At 58.8% G+C, this 23,564-nt stretch carries 21 protein-coding genes; 13 read left to right on the top strand and 8 right to left on the bottom strand.

What is annotated here, in order from left to right; translation table 11 throughout:
- Nucleotides 1-4 precede the first annotated feature (4 nt).
- The 3 genes from ACL0K2_RS22405 (at nucleotide 5) to ACL0K2_RS22415 (ending at nucleotide 1,969) form a co-directional block, all read left to right on the top strand.
- Nucleotides 5-610 carry an arylesterase gene (locus tag ACL0K2_RS22405; RefSeq protein WP_045161744.1) on the top strand — a complete coding sequence of 202 codons (606 nt, stop codon included), beginning with the start codon at nucleotides 5-7 and terminating at the stop codon, nucleotides 608-610.
- A gap of 44 nt (nucleotides 611-654) precedes the next feature.
- Nucleotides 655-936 carry a hypothetical protein gene (locus ACL0K2_RS22410; RefSeq protein WP_045161566.1) on the top strand — a complete coding sequence of 94 codons (282 nt, stop codon included), beginning with the start codon at nucleotides 655-657 and terminating at the stop codon, nucleotides 934-936.
- Between the two features lie 70 nt (nucleotides 937-1,006).
- Nucleotides 1,007-1,969 (top strand): L,D-transpeptidase family protein, encoded by a 963-nt coding sequence (locus tag ACL0K2_RS22415; protein WP_413043435.1) that lies wholly within the window; start codon nucleotides 1,007-1,009, stop codon nucleotides 1,967-1,969.
- Between the two features lie 78 nt (nucleotides 1,970-2,047).
- Here ACL0K2_RS22415 and ACL0K2_RS22420 read toward each other — a convergent pair whose 3' ends face one another.
- Nucleotides 2,048-2,302, bottom strand: coding sequence for an Lpp/OprI family alanine-zipper lipoprotein (locus ACL0K2_RS22420; protein ID WP_025241419.1), 255 nt, complete (start codon nucleotides 2,300-2,302; stop codon nucleotides 2,048-2,050).
- Nucleotides 2,303-2,717: 415 nt separating this feature from the next.
- Here ACL0K2_RS22420 and ACL0K2_RS22425 point away from each other — a divergent pair, with 415 nt between their 5' ends.
- A complete protein-coding gene (locus ACL0K2_RS22425) occupies nucleotides 2,718-3,008 on the top strand; it encodes a GNAT family N-acetyltransferase (protein ID WP_045161569.1) in 291 nt (96 codons plus the stop codon).
- A gap of 49 nt (nucleotides 3,009-3,057) precedes the next feature.
- Here the strand turns inward: ACL0K2_RS22425 and ACL0K2_RS22430 are convergent, their stop codons facing one another.
- Nucleotides 3,058-4,134 (bottom strand): 3-deoxy-7-phosphoheptulonate synthase, encoded by a 1,077-nt coding sequence (locus ACL0K2_RS22430; protein WP_045161571.1) that lies wholly within the window; start codon nucleotides 4,132-4,134, stop codon nucleotides 3,058-3,060.
- Between the two features lie 274 nt (nucleotides 4,135-4,408).
- Here ACL0K2_RS22430 and ACL0K2_RS22435 point away from each other — a divergent pair, with 274 nt between their 5' ends.
- Together ACL0K2_RS22435 and cysB are read left to right on the top strand one after the other, a co-directional pair.
- The gene (locus ACL0K2_RS22435; protein WP_413043436.1) at nucleotides 4,409-5,362 is read left to right on the top strand and encodes a putative 2-dehydropantoate 2-reductase; all 954 of its coding nucleotides are present in this window, start codon (nucleotides 4,409-4,411) and stop codon (nucleotides 5,360-5,362) included.
- Between the two features lie 315 nt (nucleotides 5,363-5,677).
- Nucleotides 5,678-6,652, top strand: a complete 975-nt coding sequence (gene cysB / locus ACL0K2_RS22440; RefSeq protein WP_045161574.1) for an HTH-type transcriptional regulator CysB — start codon at nucleotides 5,678-5,680, stop codon at nucleotides 6,650-6,652.
- 136 nt (nucleotides 6,653-6,788) lie between these two features.
- Here the strand turns inward: cysB and ACL0K2_RS22445 are convergent, their stop codons facing one another.
- The gene (locus ACL0K2_RS22445; protein ID WP_045161575.1) at nucleotides 6,789-7,523 is read right to left on the bottom strand and encodes a phosphoadenylyl-sulfate reductase; all 735 of its coding nucleotides are present in this window, start codon (nucleotides 7,521-7,523) and stop codon (nucleotides 6,789-6,791) included.
- Between the two features lie 183 nt (nucleotides 7,524-7,706).
- Here ACL0K2_RS22445 and thrH point away from each other — a divergent pair, with 183 nt between their 5' ends.
- A complete protein-coding gene (thrH, locus tag ACL0K2_RS22450; RefSeq protein WP_045161576.1) occupies nucleotides 7,707-8,324 on the top strand; it encodes a bifunctional phosphoserine phosphatase/homoserine phosphotransferase ThrH in 618 nt (205 codons plus the stop codon).
- Nucleotides 8,325-8,464: 140 nt separating this feature from the next.
- Here thrH and pabB read toward each other — a convergent pair whose 3' ends face one another.
- Genes pabB through ACL0K2_RS22470 form a run of 4 tightly spaced genes read right to left on the bottom strand, consistent with a single transcriptional unit; the run spans nucleotide 8,465 to nucleotide 12,908 of the window.
- Entirely contained in the window at nucleotides 8,465-9,805 is a 1,341-nt protein-coding gene (pabB, locus tag ACL0K2_RS22455) for an aminodeoxychorismate synthase component I (RefSeq protein WP_413043437.1), read from the bottom strand.
- 48 nt (nucleotides 9,806-9,853) lie between these two features.
- Nucleotides 9,854-10,837 carry an alpha-L-glutamate ligase-like protein gene (locus ACL0K2_RS22460; protein ID WP_045161578.1) on the bottom strand — a complete coding sequence of 328 codons (984 nt, stop codon included), beginning with the start codon at nucleotides 10,835-10,837 and terminating at the stop codon, nucleotides 9,854-9,856.
- 3 nt (nucleotides 10,838-10,840) lie between these two features.
- Nucleotides 10,841-12,367, bottom strand: coding sequence for an inactive transglutaminase family protein (locus tag ACL0K2_RS22465; RefSeq protein WP_045161579.1), 1,527 nt, complete (start codon nucleotides 12,365-12,367; stop codon nucleotides 10,841-10,843).
- 4 nt (nucleotides 12,368-12,371) lie between these two features.
- Nucleotides 12,372-12,908 carry an ATP-dependent zinc protease gene (locus ACL0K2_RS22470; RefSeq protein WP_045161580.1) on the bottom strand — a complete coding sequence of 179 codons (537 nt, stop codon included), beginning with the start codon at nucleotides 12,906-12,908 and terminating at the stop codon, nucleotides 12,372-12,374.
- Nucleotides 12,909-13,181: 273 nt separating this feature from the next.
- Here ACL0K2_RS22470 and ACL0K2_RS22475 point away from each other — a divergent pair, with 273 nt between their 5' ends.
- From ACL0K2_RS22475 to prpF, 5 genes are all read left to right on the top strand, one after another.
- Complete coding sequence (locus ACL0K2_RS22475) at nucleotides 13,182-13,904, top strand: GntR family transcriptional regulator (protein ID WP_413043438.1); 723 nt, start codon at nucleotides 13,182-13,184, stop codon at nucleotides 13,902-13,904.
- Nucleotides 13,901-14,788: a methylisocitrate lyase gene (prpB, locus tag ACL0K2_RS22480; RefSeq protein WP_239612085.1), complete on the top strand. Its 888-nt coding sequence runs from the start codon at nucleotides 13,901-13,903 to the stop codon at nucleotides 14,786-14,788. The genes ACL0K2_RS22475 and prpB overlap by 4 nt, the downstream gene beginning before the upstream one ends.
- Before the next feature lie 93 nt (nucleotides 14,789-14,881).
- The gene (gene prpC / locus ACL0K2_RS22485) at nucleotides 14,882-16,009 is read left to right on the top strand and encodes a 2-methylcitrate synthase (RefSeq protein WP_239612086.1); all 1,128 of its coding nucleotides are present in this window, start codon (nucleotides 14,882-14,884) and stop codon (nucleotides 16,007-16,009) included.
- Nucleotides 16,010-16,083: 74 nt separating this feature from the next.
- Nucleotides 16,084-18,681, top strand: a complete 2,598-nt coding sequence (gene acnD / locus ACL0K2_RS22490; protein WP_239612087.1) for a Fe/S-dependent 2-methylisocitrate dehydratase AcnD — start codon at nucleotides 16,084-16,086, stop codon at nucleotides 18,679-18,681.
- Nucleotides 18,682-18,779: 98 nt separating this feature from the next.
- Nucleotides 18,780-19,967, top strand: coding sequence for a 2-methylaconitate cis-trans isomerase PrpF (gene prpF, locus ACL0K2_RS22495; RefSeq protein ID WP_413043439.1), 1,188 nt, complete (start codon nucleotides 18,780-18,782; stop codon nucleotides 19,965-19,967).
- 133 nt (nucleotides 19,968-20,100) lie between these two features.
- On the opposite strand, the gene ACL0K2_RS22500 is transcribed toward prpF, so the two are convergent.
- Nucleotides 20,101-20,919, bottom strand: a complete 819-nt coding sequence (locus ACL0K2_RS22500) for a pyruvate, water dikinase regulatory protein (RefSeq protein WP_045161588.1) — start codon at nucleotides 20,917-20,919, stop codon at nucleotides 20,101-20,103.
- Nucleotides 20,920-21,075: 156 nt separating this feature from the next.
- On the opposite strand from ACL0K2_RS22500, the gene ppsA reads away from it, so the two are divergent.
- Entirely contained in the window at nucleotides 21,076-23,448 is a 2,373-nt protein-coding gene (gene ppsA / locus ACL0K2_RS22505; protein WP_413043440.1) for a phosphoenolpyruvate synthase, read from the top strand.
- Nucleotides 23,449-23,564 lie beyond the last annotated feature (116 nt).

The raw sequence follows: 23,564 nt of genomic DNA on the forward strand, positions 1-23,564 counted from the left end.
TCCGATGCGAAATTGGCTGAAAAGTGGGGTGCTGGTACTGCTGTGCTGGACCCAAGGTGCCTGGGCGGGAACGGTATTGGTGGTCGGGGATAGTATCAGCGCCGCTTTCGGGCTGGAAACCAGCCAAGGGTGGGTGCAGCTGCTTCAGCAACGCCTTGATACACAAGGGCAGGATCATCGGGTAGTGAACGCCTCGATCAGTGGCGACACCAGCGCCGGCGGGCTGGCTAGATTGCCCGCTCTGCTCGAAGAGCATAAACCCGAAGTGGTGATTCTGGAGCTTGGCGGCAACGATGGATTGCGCGGCCAGTCGCCTACCCAATTGAAGCAGAACCTTGCCGCCATGGTTGAGCGGTCGCGTCAGGCGGACGCCAAAGTGCTGCTGCTTGGCATGCGTTTGCCCCCCAATCTGGGGCAGCGGTACACAACGGCATTTGCCCAAGCGTTCGACTCGCTTGCCAAGGAGCAGTCGCTGCCTTACGTCCCGTTTTTTCTCGAAGGCGTCGGCGGGGTCGAAGGCATGATGCAGGCCGATCGCATCCATCCGGCAGCCGGCGCGCAGCGACGACTGTTGGATAACGTCTGGCCGGTGCTCGAACCCTTGCTTTGAGGCGTGCGCGCGGCTACTGTCGCGCCCCTCGATCGGAGCCTTCAATGCCACGCCCAGCCTGGACCCTATTTGCCTATCGCCTCATCGTGCCGGACGAGCAGTTCGACCTGTTCGCTTGTCGCGAGAATCGTCTGCATCTGGCGCTGCGGCAACTGGAATTGAACGGACGGGTCGATCGCACGCTCTGCGGTGGTTTCCTACCGGCTCGACCGCACTGGCAGGATCTGGAGCGAGCGATGCTCAAGGATCGCCGGCTCTGCCCGGCCTGCCGCGATACGCTCAGTGCACAGCGCAAGGGCCTTCCGTCTGCCGCGAGTATCTGGTAGCTCGGCGGCCGCTGTCGCTTCGAGTACAATCGCCAGCAACACGCCCACTTAATTACCAAGGAAATCCTGAATGCTCTCGCGTGCGTCTGCAGTCGCCTCCTGTGTGTCATTCGCTGCTTTGCTGTTGGCCGGCCAGTCCGCTGCGCTCGAGTTGCCGCTACCTCCGGAAGGCGAGGACGTGGTTGGGCAGATCCAGGTGATCAAGGCCAAATACGAGGACACGTTCGCGGCGCTGGGCGAGACGCATGATCTGGGCTATCTGGAGCTCGTAGCGGCTAACCCAGGGGTGGATCCCTGGTTGCCTGGTGAAGGTACCGACATCATTCTGCCGACTCGCTACATCCTTCCGCCCGGGCCGCGCGAGGGGATTGTCATCAACCTGGCGGAATACCGCTTGTACTACTATCCGAAAGGCGAAAACGTGGTGCATACCTTCCCCCTTGGAATCGGGCGTGAGGGGTGGGGTTCACCTGTCGGCAAAACTCATATCTCGGCGATGACGAACAATCCGGCTTGGTATCCGCCGCAGTCGATTCGGGACGAGCACGCGGCCGATGGCGATCCTCTGCCCAAGGTCGTGCCGCCAGGTCCGGATAACCCGCTTGGTCCGTACAAACTGAACCTGGCATTGCCGGGCTACCTCATCCACGGCTCGAATAAGAAGTTCGGCATTGGCATGCGCGTCAGTCACGGTTGTTTCCGCATGCTGAACCACAACGTGCTGGAGCTGGCCGGATTGGTCAAGGTCGGAACGCCAGTGAGGATTATCGACGAGCCCTACAAGTTTGGCGTAAGCGAGGGCAAGATCTACCTGGAGGCGCATACGCCTCTGCAGGATGAGGACAAGCATATGACGCTTATGGACAAGCATGCAGTGGTAGTCAACACGCTGTTGAAACGTGACGAAGCGGCCGGTGTGCTGCAGTTGGATTGGGAAATGGTGCGTGAAATCATCGCTGGCGAAGACGGTCTGCCGATCCAGATCGCCGAACAGGGGCAAGCTCTGGCCAACCACGAAGAGTCGGTTTTCTGAAGATTTGACGAGCCGATTATCTGGCGCCCACAAAAAAGCCGACCTGTTTGCAGGTCGGCTTTTTTTATCGCCTGAAGCTTACTTGCGGCTGGCGCGTTCCAGCATACGCAGTGCACGCTCGTTGGCTTCGTCAGCAGTCTGCTGAGCCTTCTGAGCAGCTTGCATAGCCTCGTCGGCCTTGCTGTACGCTTCGTCGGCACGAGCCTGAGCACGGGCAGCGGCGTCTTCGGTCGCGGTCAGACGGGCTTCGCTTTCCTTGGTCATGCTGTTGCTGCAACCAGTAGCCAGAACTGCGGCGAAAGCCAGAGCAGAAAATTTCAGAACGTTGTTCATCGTGTTCCCCTTAAGGATGAAATCCATGGCAACTTCCGTTATGGAAAGTTGGCGCGCACATACTACCGATAAGTTGCGCTAAGTAAACTGAGGCAAGCAGTCGTTACCACAATTTTTCTGCAAGCTCATCTTTTTCACGGCATCCGCAGGCCCGTTGATTGAAAAACAATCAGAGCCGGCCGCTGCACTCGTTACATGGACCGGTCGGGACGTTGAAAAGTTGCACTCGCCGAGCAATTCGGCGAGTGAGCGTTATATCGCTTAGCGCAGCCATGAAGCACTGCCAACTTATCAATTGAAGCCGAGTCTTACATGGCGGTAGCATGCGTCATCCAGCTAACAACAAGAATGGGGAATGTGCGGCCTCGCACACAGCTCCAAGTCGATAGGCAGGCAAGCCTGCAGAGGAGGCGAGATGACCGAGAAGCTAACCATCCATCATGATCGAACGGGTCGCCAGTTCGAGACGACCGTGGATGGCTATCGCGCCTATCTTGCTTATGTCGATTTAGGTAAACAGACGCTGGATATCTACCGGACCTTCGTGCCAGATGCGCTTCGTGGTCGCGGCGTTGCGGCTGTATTGGCTCAGCATGCGCTCGATTACGCGGCGCGCGAGGGCTACACCGTGATTCCGTCCTGTTCGTATGTGGAGTGGTACATAGAGCGGCAGGGCAGTTCGACGAACAGTATCGACAGCGAATAAAAAAACGCCGGCAAGCGGCGTTTCTTTTGCTACAAGTCGCCGTGAGCCGTTAGCCGCGAGCGCGCTTCGGCAGTACATTCTTCAGTTTCGTATGCATGCCGAGGATAGCCTTTTCGGTAGCGTCCCAGTCGATACAGGCATCGGTAATGGACACACCATATTTCAGGTCAGCCAGATCCTTGGGAATTGGCTGACTGCCCCAGCCGAGGTGACTTTCTACCATCAACCCGACGATCGAGTTGTTGCCCTCGAGGATCTGGTTAGCCACGTTGTCCATGACTAGCGGTTGTAATGCCGGATCCTTGTTGGAGTTCGCGTGGCTGCAATCGACCATGATGTTAGGGGTGATGCCAGCCTTTTTCAGTTCCTGTTCGCACACGGCCACGCTGACCGAATCGTAGTTGGGCTTGCCGTTGCCGCCGCGCAACACGACGTGACCGTAGGTATTGCCCTTGGTGGTGACGATGGAGACCCCGCCGGACTGATTGATGCCAAGGAAGCGATGCGGGCTGGATACCGATTGCAGCGCATTGATCGCGACGGTCAGGCTGCCATCGGTGCCATTTTTGAAACCCACCGCCGAGGACAGGCCTGAGGCCATCTCACGGTGTGTCTGGGACTCAGTAGTGCGCGCACCGATGGCCGACCAGCTGATCAGGTCCTGCAGGTACTGCGGAGAGATTGGGTCCAGTGCTTCGGTGGCGGTGGGCAGACCCATTTCGGCGAGATCGAGCAGCAACTGGCGGCCGATGTGCAGGCCATCCTGGATCTTGAACGAGTCGTCCATATAGGGGTCGTTGATCAGGCCTTTCCAACCTACGGTGGTGCGAGGTTTCTCGAAGTACACCCGCATGACCAGAAAAAGGCTGTCGGACACCTTGTCGGCCAGCACCTTGAGGCGCTCGGCATATTCATGCGCGGCCTTGAGATCATGAATCGAGCAGGGGCCTATCACCACGAACAGGCGATGATCCTTGCCGTCGAGAATGTTGCGTACCACCTGGCGTCCTTCGGAGACGGTCTTCAGCGCGGAAGCGGTCAGCGGTATTTCACGCTTCAACTGCTCCGGCGTGATAAGTGTCTCGTTGGAGGAAACGTTAAGGTCATCGATCGGTAAATCAGCCATCGTGTTCTCATCAGTCACGGATGCCGTCCGCCAGCCAATCCCGATGCGGCGGAGCAGGGCTTTAGGGCGCAGCGGGGAAGCGGAACCTTATCGCGTATTGAGGCGCTCCGACAATGACCTTGAAGTCGGACTGCCGCCTGGGTCCGCCCTATACCGGTATGCGACCGAAGGGCTACCGTGAGTGACGGCTGGGCGCTGCCCCGGGACGCTGCTAAGGTTGCGATTTCAAGCGCGCCATTGTTGGCGTCGTACTGACCTGTAGCTGGAGTTCTGCATGACCGCACCTCATCCCCGAATTGGAATTATTGGCACTGGCGCCATCGGTGGTTTCTATGGACTGATGCTCGCCCGGGCCGGCTACGACGTGCACTTTCTGCTGCGCAGCGAATACGAGGCGGTCAGGCAGAACGGGTTGCACGTGAACAGCGCGGTACAGGGTTCGTTGCATCTGGATGAGGTACAGGCCTATCGGCGGGCCGCGGACATGCCCAAATGCGACTGGCTGTTAGTGGGGGCGAAAAGCACCAGCAATCCGGAACTGGCCCCGCTGATCGTGGAGGCTGCTGGGCAAGATGCCAAGGTCGTGGTGTTGCAGAATGGCCTGGGAATCGAGGACGACCTGCGTGCGTTGCTACCGAGCAATATTCATCTGCTTGGCGGTCTTTGTTTCATCTGCGCGCACCGTTCGGCGCTGGGCGTCGTCGAGCATCAGGCGCTCGGTGGGGTCAATCTCGGCTACCACTCAGGTTCGGCAGCAACGCCAGAGCAACAGCAGGCCTTGGTCGAAGAGGGCGTATCGATGTTTCGCGCGGCGGGTGTCGATTCCAATGCGGCCGCCAATCTCGCTCAGGCGCGCTGGCAGAAGCTGGTGTGGAACATGCCATACAACGGCCTTTCGGTCCTGCTGGATGCCGGCACGGCGCCTTTGATGGCCAACCCTGACAGTCGGGCACTGGTCAGGTCGATCATGCTGGAAGCCTGTGGAGCGGCGAGCGCCTGTGGCTATCCACTACCTGAGGCACTGGTAGACCGGATGATGACAGCCACCGACCACATGCCCAACTATCTACCGAGCATGTACCACGACCATGCGCATGGGCGCCCGATGGAGCTCGAAGCGATCTACGCCGCTCCGCTTGCCGCGGCCGCACAGGTCGGTTTTGGGATGCCCAAGACCGAGGCGCTGCTTCAGGCCCTGCGTTTCATTTCCATGCGCGCAGACCGCTAGGTCAATCACCTCGGAGGCAGCTGCCGGGCGGGCGTTCGAGTCGGTAGAGGTTTCTTTTGGGGCTGCTAAGCTCAAACGAGGCCGCGAGAATTCTAAGTGCCTGTTTGACGTTCAGGATGCGATCGGCCTGGCATATCAGACGGATAGTCCCAGGATATGCTCGCTGTTCTAGTTCGTACTATGAGAGGCGGCGATTGCGACCCGAATCGCTGGGAGGCGGTACATATGGAAATGACCTAGAATTCCGACGTTCTGGTGCGCAAAGTTATAAAAAAATGGTGACGTTCAGGCGTCATTGGCCTTTGAGGGATCTCTATGAAGCTTCAGCAACTGCGTTACATCTGGGAGGTGGCGCATCATGACCTCAATGTCTCGGCAACCGCGCAGAGCCTGTTCACGTCCCAACCCGGCATCAGCAAACAGATCCGCTTGCTCGAAGACGAGCTAGGGGTGGAAGTCTTTGCCCGGAGCGGCAAGCACTTGACCCGAGTTACCCCCGCTGGCGAACGCATCATTACGACCGCTGGCGAAATTCTTCGCAAGTGCGAAAGCATCAAACAGATCGCCCAGGAATTCTCCAACGAAAAACGCGGTACCTTGAGTATCGCGACCACTCATACCCAGGCCCGCTATGCCCTGCCGCAGGTAATCAGCGCCTTCATCAAGCAGTACCCGGATGTCTCCCTGCACATGCACCAGGGTACGCCCATGCAGATCGCCGAGATGGCAGCCGACGGCACTGTGGATTTCGCCATCGCCACCGAGGGGCTGGAGCTGTTCGGTGATCTGGTCATGATGCCGTGCTATCGGTGGAATCGTTGTGTGGTCGTGCCGCAGGGGCATCCGCTGGCGAAAGTGGAAAAGCTCACCCTGGAAGCCTTGGCGGAACATCCGATCGTGACCTATGTGTTCGGCTTTACCGGACGCTCCAAGCTGGATGAGGCATTCAGTCACAGAGGCTTATCGCCGAAGGTGGTGTTCACGGCGGCAGACGCCGACGTCATCAAAACCTATGTGCGCCTTGGGTTGGGGGTCGGAATCGTCGCGCGAATGGCGGTCGATGCCAAGCTCGACCCGGATCTGGTGGTGCTCGATGCCAGCGAGCTGTTCGAGTCCAGCGTGACCAAGATCGGATTCCGTCGCGGCACTTTCCTGCGCGGCTTCATGTGCGATTTCATCGAAACCTTCGCCCCGCATCTCGATCGGGAAATACTCGAAAGAGCTGTTCAGTGCCGGAACAAGGTCGAGCTGGACGAGTTGTTCAGCGATGTCGATCTGCCGACTTTTTGATAGCGGGTCAATCGCCACTCAATACGAATCGAAGCCAGCTTCGCTGAGGCGACGCTGGGGTTTGGATGATTCGGTTATGAGCTGACGTCAAGCGGCGACTCATCGCGCAAGCACACTCGAAGTGTGAAAAACACCGTCAGCTTCGGGCGATAAGATTACCGGCGTGCAGGCCGCATTCCTTCTGGGTGGACTCCTCCCACCACCAACGACCCTCACGCTCATGCTGGTTTGGCAGAACCGGGCGTGTGCATGGTTCGCAGCCGATGCTGATGAACCCGCGCTCGTGCAGGCTGTTGTAAGGCAACTCGAGCATGCGGATATAAGCCCAGACTTCCTCACTGGTCATCTGCGCCAATGGGTTGAATTTATACAAGGTGTGCTCTGGCGTTGAAAAAGCGCTGTCGATCTCCAGTACCGATACTTGGCTACGCGTGCCGGGGCTCTGATCACGGCGCTGGCCGGTGGCCCAGGCTCGGACCCCGGTAAGCTTGCGTCGAAGCGGCTCTATCTTACGGATGCCGCAGCATTCGCCATGACCGTCGCGGTAGAAACTGAACAACCCTTTCTCATTGACCATCGGCTGCAACAGGGCAGGGTCCGGCGTCATGATGTCGATAGCGATGTCGTAATGCTCGCGAACCTGTTCGATGAAACGATAGGTCTCGCTGTGCAGACGACCGGTGTCGAGGCTGAACACCTTGACGTTCTTGTTCAGCTTCCAGGCCATGTCCACCAGCACGACATCTTCAGCGCCACTGAACGAGATCCAGAGATCGTCGCCGAACAGGTCGAAGGCGAGCTTGAGAATGTCTTGGGGTGATTTACTGGCATAGGCAGATGCCAGCTCGGCTACATCAATTGTTTGGCTCATCAGGCGGCTTCCTTGGTTGGCGCTTGGCGCTCTGCTGGCCGCGGATGTTAGCAAATTGTTTTTATGACTCTAAATAACGTTTGGGGTGGCCATGCCTAACTTTAACGAATAAGCCATCGCGTTGCGCCACCTGATCCTTACCGTTAGAGTGCCGCTTCAATTTTCTGCTTTGAGGAGTGATTCGTGGAAATAGCCTGTCTCGACCTGGAAGGTGTCCTGGTTCCGGAAATCTGGATCGCCTTTGCCGAGGCCACCGGAATCGAATCGCTCCGGGCAACCACACGGGACATTCCTGACTATGACGTACTGATGAAGCAGCGCCTGCGCATCCTCGACGAGCATGGCCTGAAGTTGTCGGATATCCAAGCGGTCATCGCGACCCTGAAGCCGCTCGACGGCGCTGTTGAGTTCGTCGCCTGGTTGCGTGAGCGTTTCCAGGTAGTGATCCTGTCGGATACCTTCTACGAGTTTTCGCAGCCGCTGATGCGTCAGTTAGGTTTCCCCACGCTGCTTTGCCATCGACTGATCACCGACGAGTCGGGGCGTGTCGTTAACTACGAGCTGCGCCAGAAGGATCCCAAGCGCCAGTCGGTGATCGCTCTGAAGAGCCTGTACTACCGCGTTATCGCCGCTGGTGATTCGTACAATGACACCACCATGCTCGCCGAGGCGCATGCCGGCATCCTCTTCCATGCGCCCGATAACGTCATTCGCGAATTTCCGCAGTTCCCGGCCGTTCACACCTTCGACGCTCTGAAGCAGGAGTTCCTCAAGGCGTCCAATCGCACGCTTGAACTCTAACCGGCCAAGATCCAGCGTTGTATTCGTCGGGTGGAGTCACGTCTCATCGATCCACCTTGACGGCCGTGCGGAGGCGCTGGCGGATAACAACATGCCCATCAGTCAGAGGCAGGCGCGAGCCACGCGCCTGCAATCGCCGGCTATAGCCCTTCCAGCGTCTCCATCAGCACCCTCACCTTATCGAAGGTTTCCTGATACTCGGCTCGCCAGTCAGAATCCGCCACGATCCCGCCGCCGCCCCAGCAGGTCGCCTGATCGTTTTGAATCAGCAGTGTGCGGATGGCGATGGAGCTGTCCATCTCGCCTCGTACATCCAGATAGAGCAATGAGCCGCAGTAGATCGAGCGCCGCGTGGGCTCCAGCTCGTCGATCACTTGCATCGCACGGATCTTCGGCGCGCCGGTTATCGAACCTCCGGGGAAGCTGCCGGCCAGCAGGTCCAGAGCGTCCTTGTTGCTGGCCAGGGTACCGCTGACACTGCTCACCAGATGGTGCACGTTCGGATAGCTTTCCAGCGAGAACAGCTCTGGCACCGTCACGCTGCCGATTTCGCAGCTTCGCCCCAGGTCGTTTCGCAGCAGGTCAACGATCATCAGGTTTTCGGCGCGATCCTTTTCGCTGTTCAGCAGCGCTTGGGCCTCTGCCCGGTCAGCATCGGGGGCATCTCGACGAGGACGCGTGCCTTTGATCGGTCGGGTGTCGACGATTCCGTTGGAGAGCCGCAGGAAGCGTTCGGGGGACAGGCTGACGATGGCGCCGCGCTCCACGGTCATGAAGCCTGAATAAGGCGTCGGACAGGCGGTGCGCAGGGCCTGGTACGCCTGCCATGGGTCGCCTGTGCACGGCGCACGGAAGCGTTGCGCGAAATTCACTTGATAGCAATCGCCGGCCTGGATGTATTGCTGGATGCGCTCGATTGCTTGCTGGTACTCGGAGCGCTCCAGGTCGGCGGTGAACGGCGAATCAAGGCTGAACGCCGATTGCTCTGACTGCCATCTCGACTCGAACAGCTTGATCAGACAATCCCGCTCTTCATCGGCGAGCTTCGGATGGAAAATCAGCTGGGCCGTTTGGTTGTGATGGTCATTTATCAATGCCCAGGCGTATAGACCGAACCGGGCGGGCGGCAATCGCAGATCCGCCACCGCAGCGGTCGGGAGCCTTTCGAGCCGCGCACCGAAGTCGTAGCCGAGAAACCCCAGCAGGCCACCGGCGAAAGGCAGCTCCAGTCCCGCTGGAGGCTCTGCCTTGCCGAATGTTCGCAAGGCGTCTCGAAGACGCGCAAAGAAGGCGCTGCCAGTCTCTCCTGGATTTGGTTCCAGTATCTCTCTCGGCCACGCGCTCAGTAGGTCGTACCGCCCGCGCTCTGCGGTCGGGCGTCCGGAGTCCAGCAGCACCGCGCCGGGCGCATGGCGAACGCGCTCGAACCAGAAGGTGGGGGCGGGGCGATAGGGCAGGGTATGTACGGTGCAGAGCGGCATGCGAGAGTGTCGATCCAGGAGTGGCCCGGATGTGGCCGGGCCTGGGATTCACGCGTGGGGCGGTATATGACCGAAGAGATGCTGCGCGAACCGCACCCGCTCTTCAGGCGTTTCTTGGATACCCTTCTGCTTGAGCTCTTCGATCCGGTCTTCCACAGCATGCGTACGCAGGGTCAGGCCGCAGTCGTTGGCGATCTGGATGTTCAAGCCGGGGCGAGCGTTGAGCTCCAGGATTAGTGGTCCCTTGTCCTGATCCAGCACCATGTCCACGCCGATATATCCCAGTCCGCAGAGCTCGTAGCAGCCCGCAGCAAGCTTCATGAAACCGTCCCAGTTGGGCAGCTGCACACCGTCCACCGCGTTGGTGGTGTCAGGATGCTTGGTGATCTTGTTATTCAGCCAGGTGCCGCGCAGCGTAATACCTGTCGCCAGGTCAACGCCGACGCCGATTGCACCCTGATGGAGATTGGCCTTACCGCCAGACTGCCGCGTCGGTAGGCGCAGCATGGCCATCACCGGGTAGCCCATGAGTACGATGATGCGGATATCCGGAACGCCTTCGTAGCTGATGCTCTTGAAGATCGGGTCCGGCGTGACGCGGTATTCGATCAGGGCGCGATCGCGATGGCCGCCGAGCGAGTAGAGGCCGGTGAGGATATTGGAGATCTGATGCTCGATTTCATCGTGCGTCATGATCTTGCCCGATACCGTTCGGTAACGACCTTCGAAACGATCAGCGATTACCAGAATGCCGTCGCCGCCAGCCCCTTGCGCCGGTTTGACTACAAAATCGTCATGGTCTTTGACGATGTCCTTGAGTTTGTCGATGTCTTTTTCGGTCTCGATGATGCCGTACATCTCCGGGACGTCGATGCCGGCTTCGATTGCCCTTTCCTTGGTGATGATCTTGTCATCGACGATCGGGTACAGGTTGCGCTTGTTGTACTTGAGCACGTAGTCCGCGTTGCGGCGATTGATACCCATGATGCCTTTGGCTTCGAGGGCCTTCCACGTTTTGATCAGACCGAACATGGCTCAATCCTTCAAAAAGGCTTTGAATCGAAACAGCTCGGTCAGGCGGTAGCCACGGTAGCGACCCATCGCCAACATGAACCCGACCATGATCAGCAGTACGGCTGGGAAGGTGAACATGAAGTAGGTCAGCTCCGGCACGCTCATCAGGAGGTGCGCCAGGGTTGCCGCAATCAGTGTCCCGACGGCGACCTTGAAGGCATGGCCCGCGCCGCGTTCTTCCCATGTAATGGATAGCCGCTCGATGGTCATGGTGAGGATCACCATCGGGAACAGCGCGACCGACAGTCCACGTTCCAGACCCAGCTTGTGGCTGAGCAAGCTGATCACGGCGATCAGTACGACGACGAAGGTCAGGACCACGGAAAGTCTAGGAAGCATCTGCAATTTCAGATGCTCCAGATAGGAACGAAGCGAGAGCCCCAGCGCGGTAATCACGGTAAACAGGATGATCCCGAATCCGAGCTGCGTCTCACGGAAGGCAAGGGCGATCAGAACCGGTGTAAAAGTACCCAGCGTCTGCAGGCCGCCGAGGTTTCGCAGAATCAAAATCACCAGCACGCCGATCGGAATCATGATCATGATCTGGTACGTCTGCTGAGTTTGCAGCGGCAGGCCGTACAGCGAGTACTCGAGGAAGTCCGCGTCGGTGTTCTCGTCGGTCAGCTTGGCCAGGCGGATGGCATTCATTTCGCTGCTGTTGAGCGTAAATGTCACCTGCGGGTTCCGGCCACCCTCCAGATTGATGAGCGGCTCGTCACCGGTCCACCAGACCAAACGATCTTTCGGCAGGCCCTGCTCACCGGTTTCGGGATTGAAGTACAGCCATTTATCACCATTGAAGCTGCGCAGCCACAACTCCGGCGTCTGCGCCATGTCGGGCGACAGCCGTATGGTGTGTACGCGCTCCATGGGGACGTGTGCGATTGATAGCAGCAACTCGATCACGCGCGCCTTGTTCGCCGTCGCGGAGTCACCGCCGAGCAGCAGCTTGACGTTATCGTCGTTTTCGTTATTGACGCGCTTGATGGCTTCGCTGATGAAGGTCTCGACATCGGCCGAGTGCTGGCGAATCGGTGAGAGCAATGCTTCGGCGGCAATCTTCTCAGCTCCTTCGACCGGAATACTGTCACGGAAGATCGGGCCGTTGGCCTTGGTTTGTTCACCGCTATAGCGTCGAGTCAGAACCAGGCGGTAGTAGAGCGTCTGATTGCCACTGACGCGGCGCGCCGACCAGGTGACGCGGCGGTTGCCATCGGCACGGTTGATGCTCACACCATAGTTATTGGAGATGAAGCTTTCGTTGAGGCTGACAAACTCCTGATTCAGCGGCGGCACATACATCTGCAGCTTTACCGGATCGCGCGGATTGGCCTGGAATTCAACTTTGGCATCGATATTCCACAGGTCGTCCGTTTCATCCTCGGTAATCGGAATGCCGAGAATGAAAATCTGGTACGCGGTGATCGCGATGCCCAGCGTGACGAGTATAAAAATCAGGACTTTCAGATGCAGGGTAAGGGCGCGCATGGAATTACTCGTCAGCGTCGGATTCGGTAATGCAGCCGGGCTTGCCAGCAGCGTACTTAAGGCTTGGGTCGACCAGGGCTTCGAAGCGAGCAAGCGCATCGGAACCTATTAAAAGTGGGTATTGGAATGCACTTCGGTCCGTGAGGTTCACTTCAATGCTGCGTTTAGCCTGGCCCATACACAAGTTGAGCTCTACGACGGGGCGCGGGGTGTAGGTTTTTTCTTCTTCCGGGTCGAAGTCACCGGCGCGCCGCTTGATCTTGCTAATGCGCTGCAGGGGCAGCTCGATCGGACGGTTGTGGGCCTCGTCAATGGCGAGATAGAAGCGGACCCAGCTTTTCCCGTTGCGCTTGAAGCGCTCGATGTCGCGTGCGCTGAGCGAGGCGGTCTGTGCGCCTGTGTCGAGTTTCGCCGGCACTTCGAGACCGAAATCGGGTAGTGCTACATGTTCGTTGAGACCGTAGACAGTTTTTTCTTCAGCCTGGACGAGAAACGGAGAAGCCAATAGGCAGAGCAACAGGAGACGGGATTTGGTGCTCATAGATCCAGAATTAGTCGAGTCGGAGAGGGCAGTCGGAACGACGATCCCATGGATGTGGCATGGCGAGGCGAACGCCAGCGCGGCATATAGCGGCGCATTCTAGCATGGGCGTTTATTGGTGCGACTAGCCTTGCTCCCTCGATGCTTATTTTCAAAGCGTTGCGCTAGAGAGATTGCGACTTCGAAAGGTGTCGACAATCTACCTTGGTCTTATTTGACTGGGCGCCTTTTCAGGCATAGATTTGTCTTTAAATCAGCTTAGGTGTCAACAATATGCTCGATGCGTTGGAAATCGCTCGCCCTGATCAGGTCGACAGCGGAACCCTTTCCGAGCACGTTTTTCGACTGATCCAGGCGGCTATCGTAAAAGGTGAGATTGCCCCGGGCAGCAAGATCTCAGAACCCGAATTAGCACGCACATACGGCATTAGCCGGGGGCCGTTGCGTGAGGCGATACATCGTCTGGAAGGGCAAAAGCTGCTAGTTCGCGTGCCGCACGTAGGGGCTCGTGTCGTTTCGCTCAGCCATGAGGAGCTGATCGAGCTCTATGAGATTCGCGAGTCGCTGGAGGGCATGGCCTGCCGACTGGCCGCGCAACGTATGAGTGAGACCGAAATAGGTGAGTTGCGTCGCGTGCTGGAGACCCATGAACGGGACGAGGCGTTCAAGGCGGGCGTCGGTTACTACCAGCAGGAAGGCGACTTCGATTTCCATTATCGAATCATCCAGGGCAGCGGCAGCCGTACGCTGACCCAGATGCTCTGTGGCGAGCTGTATCAGCTGGTTCGGATGTACCGCATCCAGTTTTCCGCGACCCCGAACCGCCCGCATCAGGCATTCGCCGAACACCATCGAATTCTCGACGCCATTGCCGACCGCGATGGCGAATTGGCCGAGTTGTTGATGCGTCGGCATATCGGCGCGTCCAAGCGCAATATCGAGCGCCACTATCAGGCTGCTCAGCAACCGACACCACAGACAAGAGGTGAGGCATGACACTTCCTACTCCCGGCCAGCGTTTTCGTGACGCGGTGGCCAGTGAACACCCCCTGCAGGTGGTTGGCGCGATCAATGCCAATCATGCGCTACTGGCCAAGCGTGCCGGTTTCAAGGCGATCTACCTGTCGGGTGGTGGCGTCGCAGCCGGATCGCTTGGCCTGCCCGATCTCGGTATCAGCGGGCTGGACGACGTGCTGACCGACGTACGCCGGATTACCGACGTCTGCGATCTGCCGCTGTTGGTTGATATAGATACCGGCTTCGGCTCCTCGGCCTTCAATGTGGCACGTACCGTCAAGTCGATGATCAAGTTTGGCGCTGCGGCGATTCATATCGAGGACCAGGTGGGCGCCAAGCGCTGCGGCCATCGCCCCAATAAGGAGATCGTCTCGCAGCAGGAAATGGTCGATCGGATCAAGGCGGCAGTCGATGCGCGTACCGACGACAGCTTTGTGATCATGGCGCGTACCGATGCGCTGGCGGTCGAGGGGCTCGAATCTGCACTGGAGCGCGCCCAGGCCTGCGTCGAGGCCGGAGCGGATATGGTTTTCCCTGAAGCGATCACCGAACTGTCGATGTACAAGCTGTTCGCCGAAAAGGTCGGTGCGCCGATCCTGGCCAACATCACCGAATTCGGCTCGACACCGCTGTACACGACCGAAGAGCTTGCTGGTGCCGATGTCTCTCTGGTGCTCTACCCGTTATCCGCGTTCCGCGCCATGAACAAGGCGGCCGAGAACGTCTACACCGCCATTCGCCGCGACGGTACGCAGAAGAACGTCATCGACACCATGCAGACCCGCATGGAGCTGTACGAGCGCATCAACTATCACGCCTTCGAGCAAAGCCTCGACGCGCTGTTTGCCCAGAAAAAAGGCTGAGGCCTGATCGGGGCAAGCGATTCAGAGATCGTCCGAACGCTGATGATTGAGCAATTTGCAGTATCCAGAACAAGTTCAATTAAGGAGAAAGCAATGGCTGAAGCAAAAGTATTGAGTGGCGCTGGCCTGCGAGGCCAGGTTGCCGGCCAGACTGCGTTGTGCACGGTCGGCAAGACCGGCGCGGGCCTGACCTATCGGGGGTACGACGTGCGGGATCTGGCGGCACAGGCCGAATTCGAGGAGGTCGCTTACCTGCTGTTCTATGGTGAGCTGCCAACTGTCCAGCAACTTGCCGATTACAAGACACGCCTGAAGGGCATGCGTGATCTTCCAGCTGCGCTTAAAGAAGTGCTGGAGCGAATCCCTGCCGATGCGCATCCCATGGACGTGATGCGCACCGGCGCTTCGGTGCTGGGCACCCTGGAGCCGGAGCACTCGTTCGAGCAGCAGCGCGATATCGCCGAGCGTCTGATGGCCGCTTTCCCCGCGATCATGTGCTACTGGTACCGCTTCACTCATGAACAACAGCGGATCGAATGCGCCAGCGACGAAGACACGCTGGGCGGCCATTTCCTCGCGCTACTGCACGGCAACAAGCCAAGCGAGCTGCACGTCAAGGTCATGAACGTCTCGCTGATCCTCTACGCCGAGCATGAGTTCAACGCGTCGACCTTCACCGCGCGCGTCTGCGCCTCGACCTTGTCGGACATGTACTCCTGCGTCACTGGCGCCATCGGCTCGCTGCGCGGTCCGTTGCATGGCGGTGCCAACGAGGCGGCCATGGACTTGATCCAACAATGGAAGTCGCCGGAAGAAGCGGTGCAGGGCATCCTCGGCATGCTCGAGCGCAAGGACAAGATCATGGGCTTCGGCCACGCGATCTATAAAGAATCCGATCCGCGCAACGAAGTCATCAAGATCTGGGCGAAGAAACTGGCCGATGAGGTAGGCGATACCGTCTTGTTTCCGGTGTCGGTTGCAGTCGACGAGACCATGTGGGCGCAGAAGAAACTGTTCCCCAATGCCGACTTCTACCATGCCTCCGCGTATCACTTCATGGGAATCCCGACCAAGTTGTTCACGCCGATCTTCGTCTGCTCGCGGGTCACCGGCTGGGCGTCCCACGTCATCGAACAACGGGCCAACAATCGCATCATCCGGCCAAGCGCCGAGTATGTCGGTCCGGAACAACGCAAGGTCGTTCCGATCGCTGAGCGCTGATCGAGACAGGAGAGACCGCGTTGTGGTCTCTCCAACCCGCTTTTGCGAACATCCCACTGGATTGAGTCATAGGCATGAATACAGAACACCGCAAACCACTGCCCGGCACGTTGCTGGACTACTTCGATACACGCGCCGCGGTCGAAGCCATCCAGCCCGGGGCCTACGACAAACTCCCCTATACTTCGCGCGTGCTGGCCGAACAGCTGGTGCGGCGTTGCGATCCGGCCCTCTTGGCCGATTCGCTGAGACAGATCATAGAGCGACGCCGTGACCTGGATTTCCCCTGGTATCCGGCGCGCGTGGTCTGTCATGACATCCTCGGCCAGACCGCGCTGGTGGATCTGGCCGGCCTGCGCGATGCGATTGCCGAGCAGGGCGGTGACCCGGCCAAGGTCAATCCTGTGGTGCCGACCCAGCTGATCGTCGATCATTCTCTTGCCGTCGAATATGCTGGCTTCGACCCTGACGCATTTGAGAAGAACCGTGCCGTCGAAGAGCGTCGCAACGAGGATCGCTTTCACTTCATCGAGTGGACCAAGACGGCATTCAAGAATGTCGATGTGATCCCGGCTGGCAACGGGATCATGCACCAGATCAATTTGGAGAAGATGTCACCGGTGATTCAGGCCCGTGGCGGCATTGCCTTCCCGGATACCTGCGTTGGTACCGACAGCCACACCCCGCACGTCGACGCGCTCGGTGTAATCGCCGTCGGTGTCGGTGGGTTGGAAGCCGAGACCGTGATGCTCGGCCGCGCATCGATGATGCGACTGCCGGATATTATCGGCGTTCGCCTGACGGGCAAGCGTCAGCCCGGTATTACCGCGACTGACATTGTCCTGGCATTGACCGAGTTCCTGCGCAAGGAACGTGTGGTTGGTGCGTATGTGGAGTTCTTCGGTGACGGCGCGGCCAGCCTGACCATCGGGGACCGCGCAACGATCTCCAACATGTGCCCGGAATACGGTGCCACGGCTTCAATGTTCTATATCGACCAGCAAACCATCGACTATCTGAAGTTGACGGGTCGTGAACCGGAACAGGTGGCGCTGGTGGAAAACTACGCAAAGACTACCGGCCTGTGGGCTGATGCCCTGGTCGATGCCGAATATGAGCGGGTGTTGGAGTTCGACCTGTCGAGCGTCGAACGCACCATGGCCGGCCCGTCCAACCCCCATCGTCGCCTACCAACGTCCGCGTTGCATGAGCGCGGCATCGCTGGCGATCTCGACAAGGCGCAAGCCGAAGAGCGTGAAGGACTGATGCCGGACGGCGCGGTGATCATCGCCGCCATCACCAGCTGCACCAATACATCGAACCCGCGCAACGTAGTCGCCGCTGGCCTGCTGGCAAAGAAGGCCAACGAGCTGGGTTTGGTGCGCAAGCCCTGGGTCAAGACTTCATTCGCGCCGGGCTCAAAGGTCGCCAAGCTATATCTGGAGGACGCTGGCCTTCTGACTGAACTGGAAAAACTCGGTTTCGGCATCGTGGCCTACGCCTGTACCACCTGTAATGGCATGTCCGGTGCGCTGGATCCTAAGATCCAGCAGGAAATCATCGACCGTGACCTGTACGCCACGGCAGTGCTCTCGGGTAACCGCAACTTCGATGGTCGCATTCACCCATACGCCAAGCAGGCGTTCCTGGCGTCACCGCCGTTAGTGGTTGCCTATGCCATCGCCGGTACCGTGCGTTTCGATATCGAGAAGGATGTACTCGGCCATGACCAACTGGGCAATCCGGTTACGCTCAAGGATCTTTGGCCGAGTGATGAAGAGATCGACCGCATTGTTGCTGCGTCGGTCAAGCCGGAGCAGTTCAAGCAGATCTATATTCCGATGTTCGATCTGGGTACGGTGGTAGAGGCGGAAAGCCCGCTGTACGACTGGCGTCCGACGTCGACCTACATCCGCCGTCCGCCTTACTGGGAAGGCGCTCTCGCAGGTGAGCGCTCGCTCAAGGGTATGCGCCCGCTGGCGGTGCTGCCGGACAACATCACCACCGATCACCTGTCGCCATCCAACGCGATCCTGCTCGACAGTGCTGCCGGCGAATACCTGGCCAAGATGGGCTTGCCGGAAGAGGACTTCAATTCTTACGCCACGCACCGCGGCGATCACCTGACCGCCCAGCGTGCGACATTCGCTAACCCGCAATTGGTCAACGAGATGGCGGTTGTCGACGGGCAGGTTAAGAAAGGTTCGCTGACGCGCGTCGAGCCGGACGGTAAGGTGATGCGCATGTGGGAAGCCATCGAAACCTACATGAACCGCAAGCAGCCGCTGATCATCATCGCTGGCGCCGATTACGGGCAGGGCTCATCCCGCGATTGGGCGGCGAAAGGCGTTCGGTTGGCGGGTGTGGAGGCGATCGTAGCGGAAGGCTTCGAGCGGATCCATCGAACCAATTTGGTTGGCATGGGCGTGCTGCCGCTCGAATTCAAGCCGGGCACCACGCGCCTGACGCTGGGCATCGATGGTAGCGAAACCTATGACGTGATCGGTGAGCGCACGCCGCATGCCACGCTGACGTTGGTGATCACCCGCAAGAGTGGCGAACGTGTCGAGGTGCCAGTCACGTGTCGCCTCGATACGGCGGAAGAGGTATCGATCTATGACGCCGGCGGTGTGCTGCAACGCTTCGCGAAGGATTTCCTCAACCAATCCTGAGTGCGCGCGAGGCTTCGCTGCTGCGCCCAAGCAGCAGCGTTGCGCCCTGAGAGTCCGAATCCGTTCTATGGCCAGGTATTTAAATAAGGCAGATTTCCATGGTACACGCACCGCAACTGAGAATTCCGGCCACCTATATGCGCGGGGGCACCAGCAAGGGTGTGTTTTTCCGCCTCAAGGATCTGCCGCTCGCGGCGCAGGTTCCGGGCGCGGCGCGGGACAAGCTGTTCATGCGTGTCGTCGGCAGCCCCGACCCTTATGGCAAGCACACCGATGGTATGGGCGGCGCAACGTCCAGCACCAGTAAATGCGTCATCCTGTCCAAGAGCGCCCGCCCTGAACATGACGTCGACTACCTTTATGGGCAGGTCTCGATCGACAGCGCCTTTGTCGACTGGAGCGGCAACTGCGGCAATCTTTCAACGGCTGCTGGCGCGTTTGCACTGCATGCCGGACTGCTCGACCCGGAACGCATTCCGCAGAACGGCGTCTGCAGCGTGCGCATCTGGCAGGCCAATATCGGCAAGACCATCATCGCGCATGTGCCGGTGACCAACGGCGAGGTTCAGGAAACCGGTGATTTCGAATTGGATGGGGTGACCTTTCCTTCGGCGGAGATCGTGCTGGAGTTCCTGGATCCCGCCGACGAGGGCGAGGCTGGTGGTTCGATGTTTCCCACCGGAAACCTGGTCGACTCGCTTGAGGTACCAGGCATCGGCGCGCTGAAAGCGACCATGATCAACGCCGGTATCCCGACGATTTTCATCAACGCTGAGGATGTAGGGCTCACCGGTAGCGAGCTGCAGGATGCGGTCAACGGAGATCCGAAAATACTGGCCATGTTCGAGTTGATTCGTGCTCACGGCGCGCTGCGCATGGGACTGATCAAGACGATCGCCGATGCCGTGAAGCGGCAGCATACGCCCAAGGTTGCCTTCGTTGCCAAGTCGCGGGACTACATCTCATCCAGTGGCAAAGCCGTTAGCGCTTCAGATGTCGACCTGCTGGTGCGCGCCCTCTCGATGGGCAAGTTGCATCACGCGATGATGGGAACCGCGGCGGTTGCCATCGGTACGGCCGCCTCGATTCCGGGCACGCTGGTCAATCTGGCCGCCGGGGGAGGCGATCGCTCGGAAGTCGTGTTCGGGCACCCGTCCGGTACGTTGAGGGTGGGTGCTGAAGCCCGCGAGGTCAACGGCGAGTGGACGGTGCTCAAGGCAAGCATGAGCCGCAGCGCACGAATACTGATGGAAGGTTGGGTGAGGGTACCAAGCGATGGGCTCTGATCGCGGGCACCGAGCTTTGCATGGATCAAGCGCTTGCGGTCAGCCGTACGTTGGTTGACCGCCCGAAGACAGAACGGCATAGACGCAGAAAGTCCGCACTAAGCGGACTTTTTGTTGTCTAGCAGAACGGCGCTTATTTGAGCCGTCGTTCGACGCCTTTCTCGACAAGAATCTTGGCGGATATCTCCTCCACCGAGAAGTGCGTGGAATTGATGTAGTTGATGTTCTCGCGGCGGAACATGCTTTCCACTTCGCGAACCTCGAATTCGCATTGAGCGTAGCTGGCGTAGCGGCTGTTCGGTTTGCGCTCGTTGCGAATGGCAGTTAAGCGGTCTGGATCGATGGTCAGGCCGAACAGCTTGTCCCGGTGGGTTTTGAGCGCGGTAGGTAGTTGCAAGCGTTCCATGTCGTCTTCGGTCAGCGGGTAATTGGCTGCCCGGATGCCGTACTGCATGGCCATGTAGAGGCAGGTGGGCGTTTTGCCGCACCTGGAGACGCCGACCAAAATCAAATCCGCCTTGTCGTAGTAGTGCGTGCGGGCGCCGTCATCGTTGTCCAGAGCGAAATTGACTGCGTCGATTCGCTCCATGTAGTTGGCGTTATGGCTGATCGAGTGGGATTTGCCGACCGAATAGGAGGAACGTGACATCAGCTCATGTTCCAGCGGAGCGAGAAAGGATGAAAAGATGTCGATCATGAAGCCATTGGACTCAGCCAGGATGTCGCGAATCTCCTGGTTCACCAGCGTATCGAATATGATCGGGCGAGCGCCGTCACTTTCCGCCGCTTTATTGATTTGCTGTACCATTGCCCGCGCTTTTTCCGCCGTATCGATATACGGTCGGGTGAGCTTGATGAAGTTGATGGTTTCGAACTGTGCCAACAGGCTTTGGCCGAGTGTTTCAGCCGTGATCCCGGTACCGTCGGATATAAAAAATGCAGTTCGTTTCATTGCGCCTGGGACCTTAAGTCAAGAACGGTTCTCAGCTATAGTAGGCCCCTTCGCCGAGCCTCGATTGGCGGGCATTGTTACTTATTTTGCAGGGCCAGACCACCGTGCCGCGGATGGGCACGAACCGAGTTCCCAAAACAACGTGGAGAGATCACCTTGGTAGAGTACGTAGTTTCCCTCGATAAGCTCGGCAATCATGATGTTGAGCGTGTAGGGGGCAAGAACGCCTCCCTTGGCGAGATGATCAGCAACCTTGCAGGCGCCGGTGTTTCGGTACCTGGCGGTTTCGCCACCACGGCCCAGGCCTATCGTGATTTCATGGAGCTCAGCGGTCTCAACGAGCAAATCCATGCGCTTCTCGATGCATTGGATGTCGATGACGTTAATGCACTCGCCAAGGCGGGCTCGCAGATCCGCGGTTGGGTGATGGAAGCTGAGTTTCCGCCGCAATTGGACGCAGATATCCGTACCGCCTTTGCAGAAATGGCCGGCGGTAATGACAACATGGCGGTAGCAGTTCGCTCCTCCGCCACCGCCGAGGATCTGCCGGACGCTTCATTCGCTGGTCAGCAGGAAACCTTCCTCAACATTCGTGGCGTGGACAATGTGATCCGCGCTACTAAGGAAGTGTTTGCCTCGCTCTTCAACGATCGTGCGATCGCCTATCGCGTGCACCAGGGCTTCGATCACAAGCTGGTCGCATTGTCCGCGGGCGTTCAGCGTATGGTCCGCTCCGAGACCGGCACTGCCGGTGTGATGTTCACCCTCGACACCGAGTCCGGCTTCCGCGACGTGGTGTTCATCACCGGCGCCTACGGCTTGGGCGAGACGGTCGTGCAAGGCGCGGTGAACCCCGACGAGTTCTATGTTCACAAGCACACCCTTGAGGCCGGTCGTCCCGCCATCCTGCGTCGGAATCTGGGCAGCAAGGCGATAAAGATGGTCTATGGCGAAGAAGCCAGCGCTGGCAAATCGGTCAAGACCGTGGAAGTCGACCAGGCCGAGCGCATGCGTTTCTGTCTGAGCGATACCGAAGTCGCCAATCTTGCCCGGCAGGCTATGACCATCGAGAAGCACTACGGCCGCCCGATGGACATCGAGTGGGCCAAAGATGGCGATGACAACCAGCTATATATCGTTCAAGCGCGTCCAGAAACCGTAAAGAGCCGCAGCAGCGCCAACGTCATGGAGCGCTACCTGCTCAAGGAAAAAGGCACGGTCCTGGTCGAAGGCCGCGCCATCGGTCAGCGTATCGGCGCTGGCCCGGTGAAGATCATTCGCGACGTATCCGAGATGGATAAGGTGCAGCCCGGCGACGTTCTAGTATCGGACATGACCGACCCGGATTGGGAGCCGGTGATGAAGCGCGCTAGCGCCATCGTTACCAACCGCGGCGGCCGTACCTGTCACGCGGCCATCATCGCACGTGAACTGGGCATTCCCGCGGTTGTTGGTTGCGGTAATGCAACCGAGCTGCTGCAGGACGGCCAGCGCGTCACCGTCACTTGCGCCGAGGGCGACACCGGGCTGATTTTCGAGGGTGAGCTGGGCTTCGACATCCGTCAGAATTCCATTGATGCCATGCCCGAACTGCCGTTCAAGATCATGATGAACGTCGGCAACCCGGACCGTGCATTCGACTTCGCCCAGTTACCGAACGCTGGTGTCGGCCTGGCACGGCTTGAGTTCATTATCAATCGCATGATCGGTGTGCACCCCAAGGCGCTGTTGAATTTCGACGGTCTGCCGTCAGACATCAAGTCCAGCGTCGAAAAACGTATCGCAGGCTATGGCGATCCGGTCGACTTCTATGTCGAGAAGTTGGTCGAGGGGGTTAGCACGTTGGCTGCCGCATTCTGGCCGAAGAAGGTCATCGTGCGTCTGTCGGACTTCAAGTCCAACGAGTATGCCAACCTGATCGGAGGCAAGCTCTACGAGCCTGAAGAAGAGAACCCGATGCTCGGTTTCCGCGGCGCTTCGCGTTACATCAGCGAATCCTTCCGCGACTGCTTCGAGCTCGAGTGCCGTGCCATGCGTAAGGTTCGCGATGAGATGGGGCTGACCAACGTGGAGCTGATGGTGCCCTTCGTGCGCACCCTGGGTGAGGCGTCGCAGGTCATCGATATCCTCGGCCAGTTCGGCCTCAAGCGTGGCGAAAACGGCCTGCGTATTATCATGATGTGCGAGCTGCCATCCAACGCTCTGCTGGCTGACGAGTTCCTCGAATTCTTCGATGGCTTCTCCATCGGCTCCAATGACATGACGCAGCTTACGCTCGGTCTGGATCGCGACTCCGGCATCATTGCGCACCTGTTCGATGAGCGTAATCCGGCGGTGAAAAAACTGCTGGCCAATGCGATCGAGGCCTGTAACAAAGCTGGCAAGTACATCGGTATTTGCGGACAAGGTCCGTCGGATCACCCGGATCTGGCTAAGTGGCTGATGGAGCAGGGCATCGAGAGCGTGTCGCTGAACCCCGATTCTGTGCTTGATACCTGGTTCTTCCTGGCGGACGCCGAAATCAAGTAATCGCACGGGCGGCAAAGCAAAAAGGGCGGTCTCCGCCCTTTCTCACTTTTCCCGGGTGGCAGGATGGTTGCGGTCTATGGGACGCATTCCGTAATGCCGACGCCTACGGTGCGCCG

Origin of the sequence: Pseudomonas sp. YJ42 (genome assembly GCF_047225135.1) — a bacterium.
Taxonomy (GTDB): Bacteria; Pseudomonadota; Gammaproteobacteria; order Pseudomonadales; family Pseudomonadaceae; genus Stutzerimonas; species Stutzerimonas stutzeri_E.

Bases quoted from the DNA above. Each gene is read 5' to 3' on its own strand.
- ACL0K2_RS22420 (WP_025241419.1), bottom strand. From the start codon at position 2,302: ATGAACAACGTTCTGAAATTTTCTGCTCTGGCTTTCGCCGCAGTTCTG.
- ACL0K2_RS22415 (WP_413043435.1), top strand. From the start codon at position 1,007: ATGCTCTCGCGTGCGTCTGCAGTCGCCTCCTGTGTGTCATTCGCTGCT.
- cysB (WP_045161574.1), top strand. From the start codon at position 5,678: ATGAAGCTTCAGCAACTGCGTTACATCTGGGAGGTGGCGCATCATGAC.
- ACL0K2_RS22500 (WP_045161588.1), bottom strand. From the start codon at position 20,919: ATGAAACGAACTGCATTTTTTATATCCGACGGTACCGGGATCACGGCT.
- ACL0K2_RS22460 (WP_045161578.1), bottom strand. From the start codon at position 10,837: ATGTTCGGTCTGATCAAAACGTGGAAGGCCCTCGAAGCCAAAGGCATC.
- ACL0K2_RS22410 (WP_045161566.1), top strand. From the start codon at position 655: ATGCCACGCCCAGCCTGGACCCTATTTGCCTATCGCCTCATCGTGCCG.
- ACL0K2_RS22435 (WP_413043436.1), top strand. From the start codon at position 4,409: ATGACCGCACCTCATCCCCGAATTGGAATTATTGGCACTGGCGCCATC.
- ACL0K2_RS22405 (WP_045161744.1), top strand. From the start codon at position 5: ATGCGAAATTGGCTGAAAAGTGGGGTGCTGGTACTGCTGTGCTGGACC.
- ACL0K2_RS22465 (WP_045161579.1), bottom strand. From the start codon at position 12,367: ATGCGCGCCCTTACCCTGCATCTGAAAGTCCTGATTTTTATACTCGTC.
- pabB (WP_413043437.1), bottom strand. From the start codon at position 9,805: ATGCCGCTCTGCACCGTACATACCCTGCCCTATCGCCCCGCCCCCACC.
- ACL0K2_RS22425 (WP_045161569.1), top strand. From the start codon at position 2,718: ATGACCGAGAAGCTAACCATCCATCATGATCGAACGGGTCGCCAGTTC.
- prpF (WP_413043439.1), top strand. From the start codon at position 18,780: ATGGTACACGCACCGCAACTGAGAATTCCGGCCACCTATATGCGCGGG.
- ACL0K2_RS22445 (WP_045161575.1), bottom strand. From the start codon at position 7,523: ATGAGCCAAACAATTGATGTAGCCGAGCTGGCATCTGCCTATGCCAGT.
- prpC (WP_239612086.1), top strand. From the start codon at position 14,882: ATGGCTGAAGCAAAAGTATTGAGTGGCGCTGGCCTGCGAGGCCAGGTT.
- ACL0K2_RS22475 (WP_413043438.1), top strand. From the start codon at position 13,182: ATGCTCGATGCGTTGGAAATCGCTCGCCCTGATCAGGTCGACAGCGGA.
- acnD (WP_239612087.1), top strand. From the start codon at position 16,084: ATGAATACAGAACACCGCAAACCACTGCCCGGCACGTTGCTGGACTAC.
- ACL0K2_RS22470 (WP_045161580.1), bottom strand. From the start codon at position 12,908: ATGAGCACCAAATCCCGTCTCCTGTTGCTCTGCCTATTGGCTTCTCCG.
- ACL0K2_RS22430 (WP_045161571.1), bottom strand. From the start codon at position 4,134: ATGGCTGATTTACCGATCGATGACCTTAACGTTTCCTCCAACGAGACA.
- prpB (WP_239612085.1), top strand. From the start codon at position 13,901: ATGACACTTCCTACTCCCGGCCAGCGTTTTCGTGACGCGGTGGCCAGT.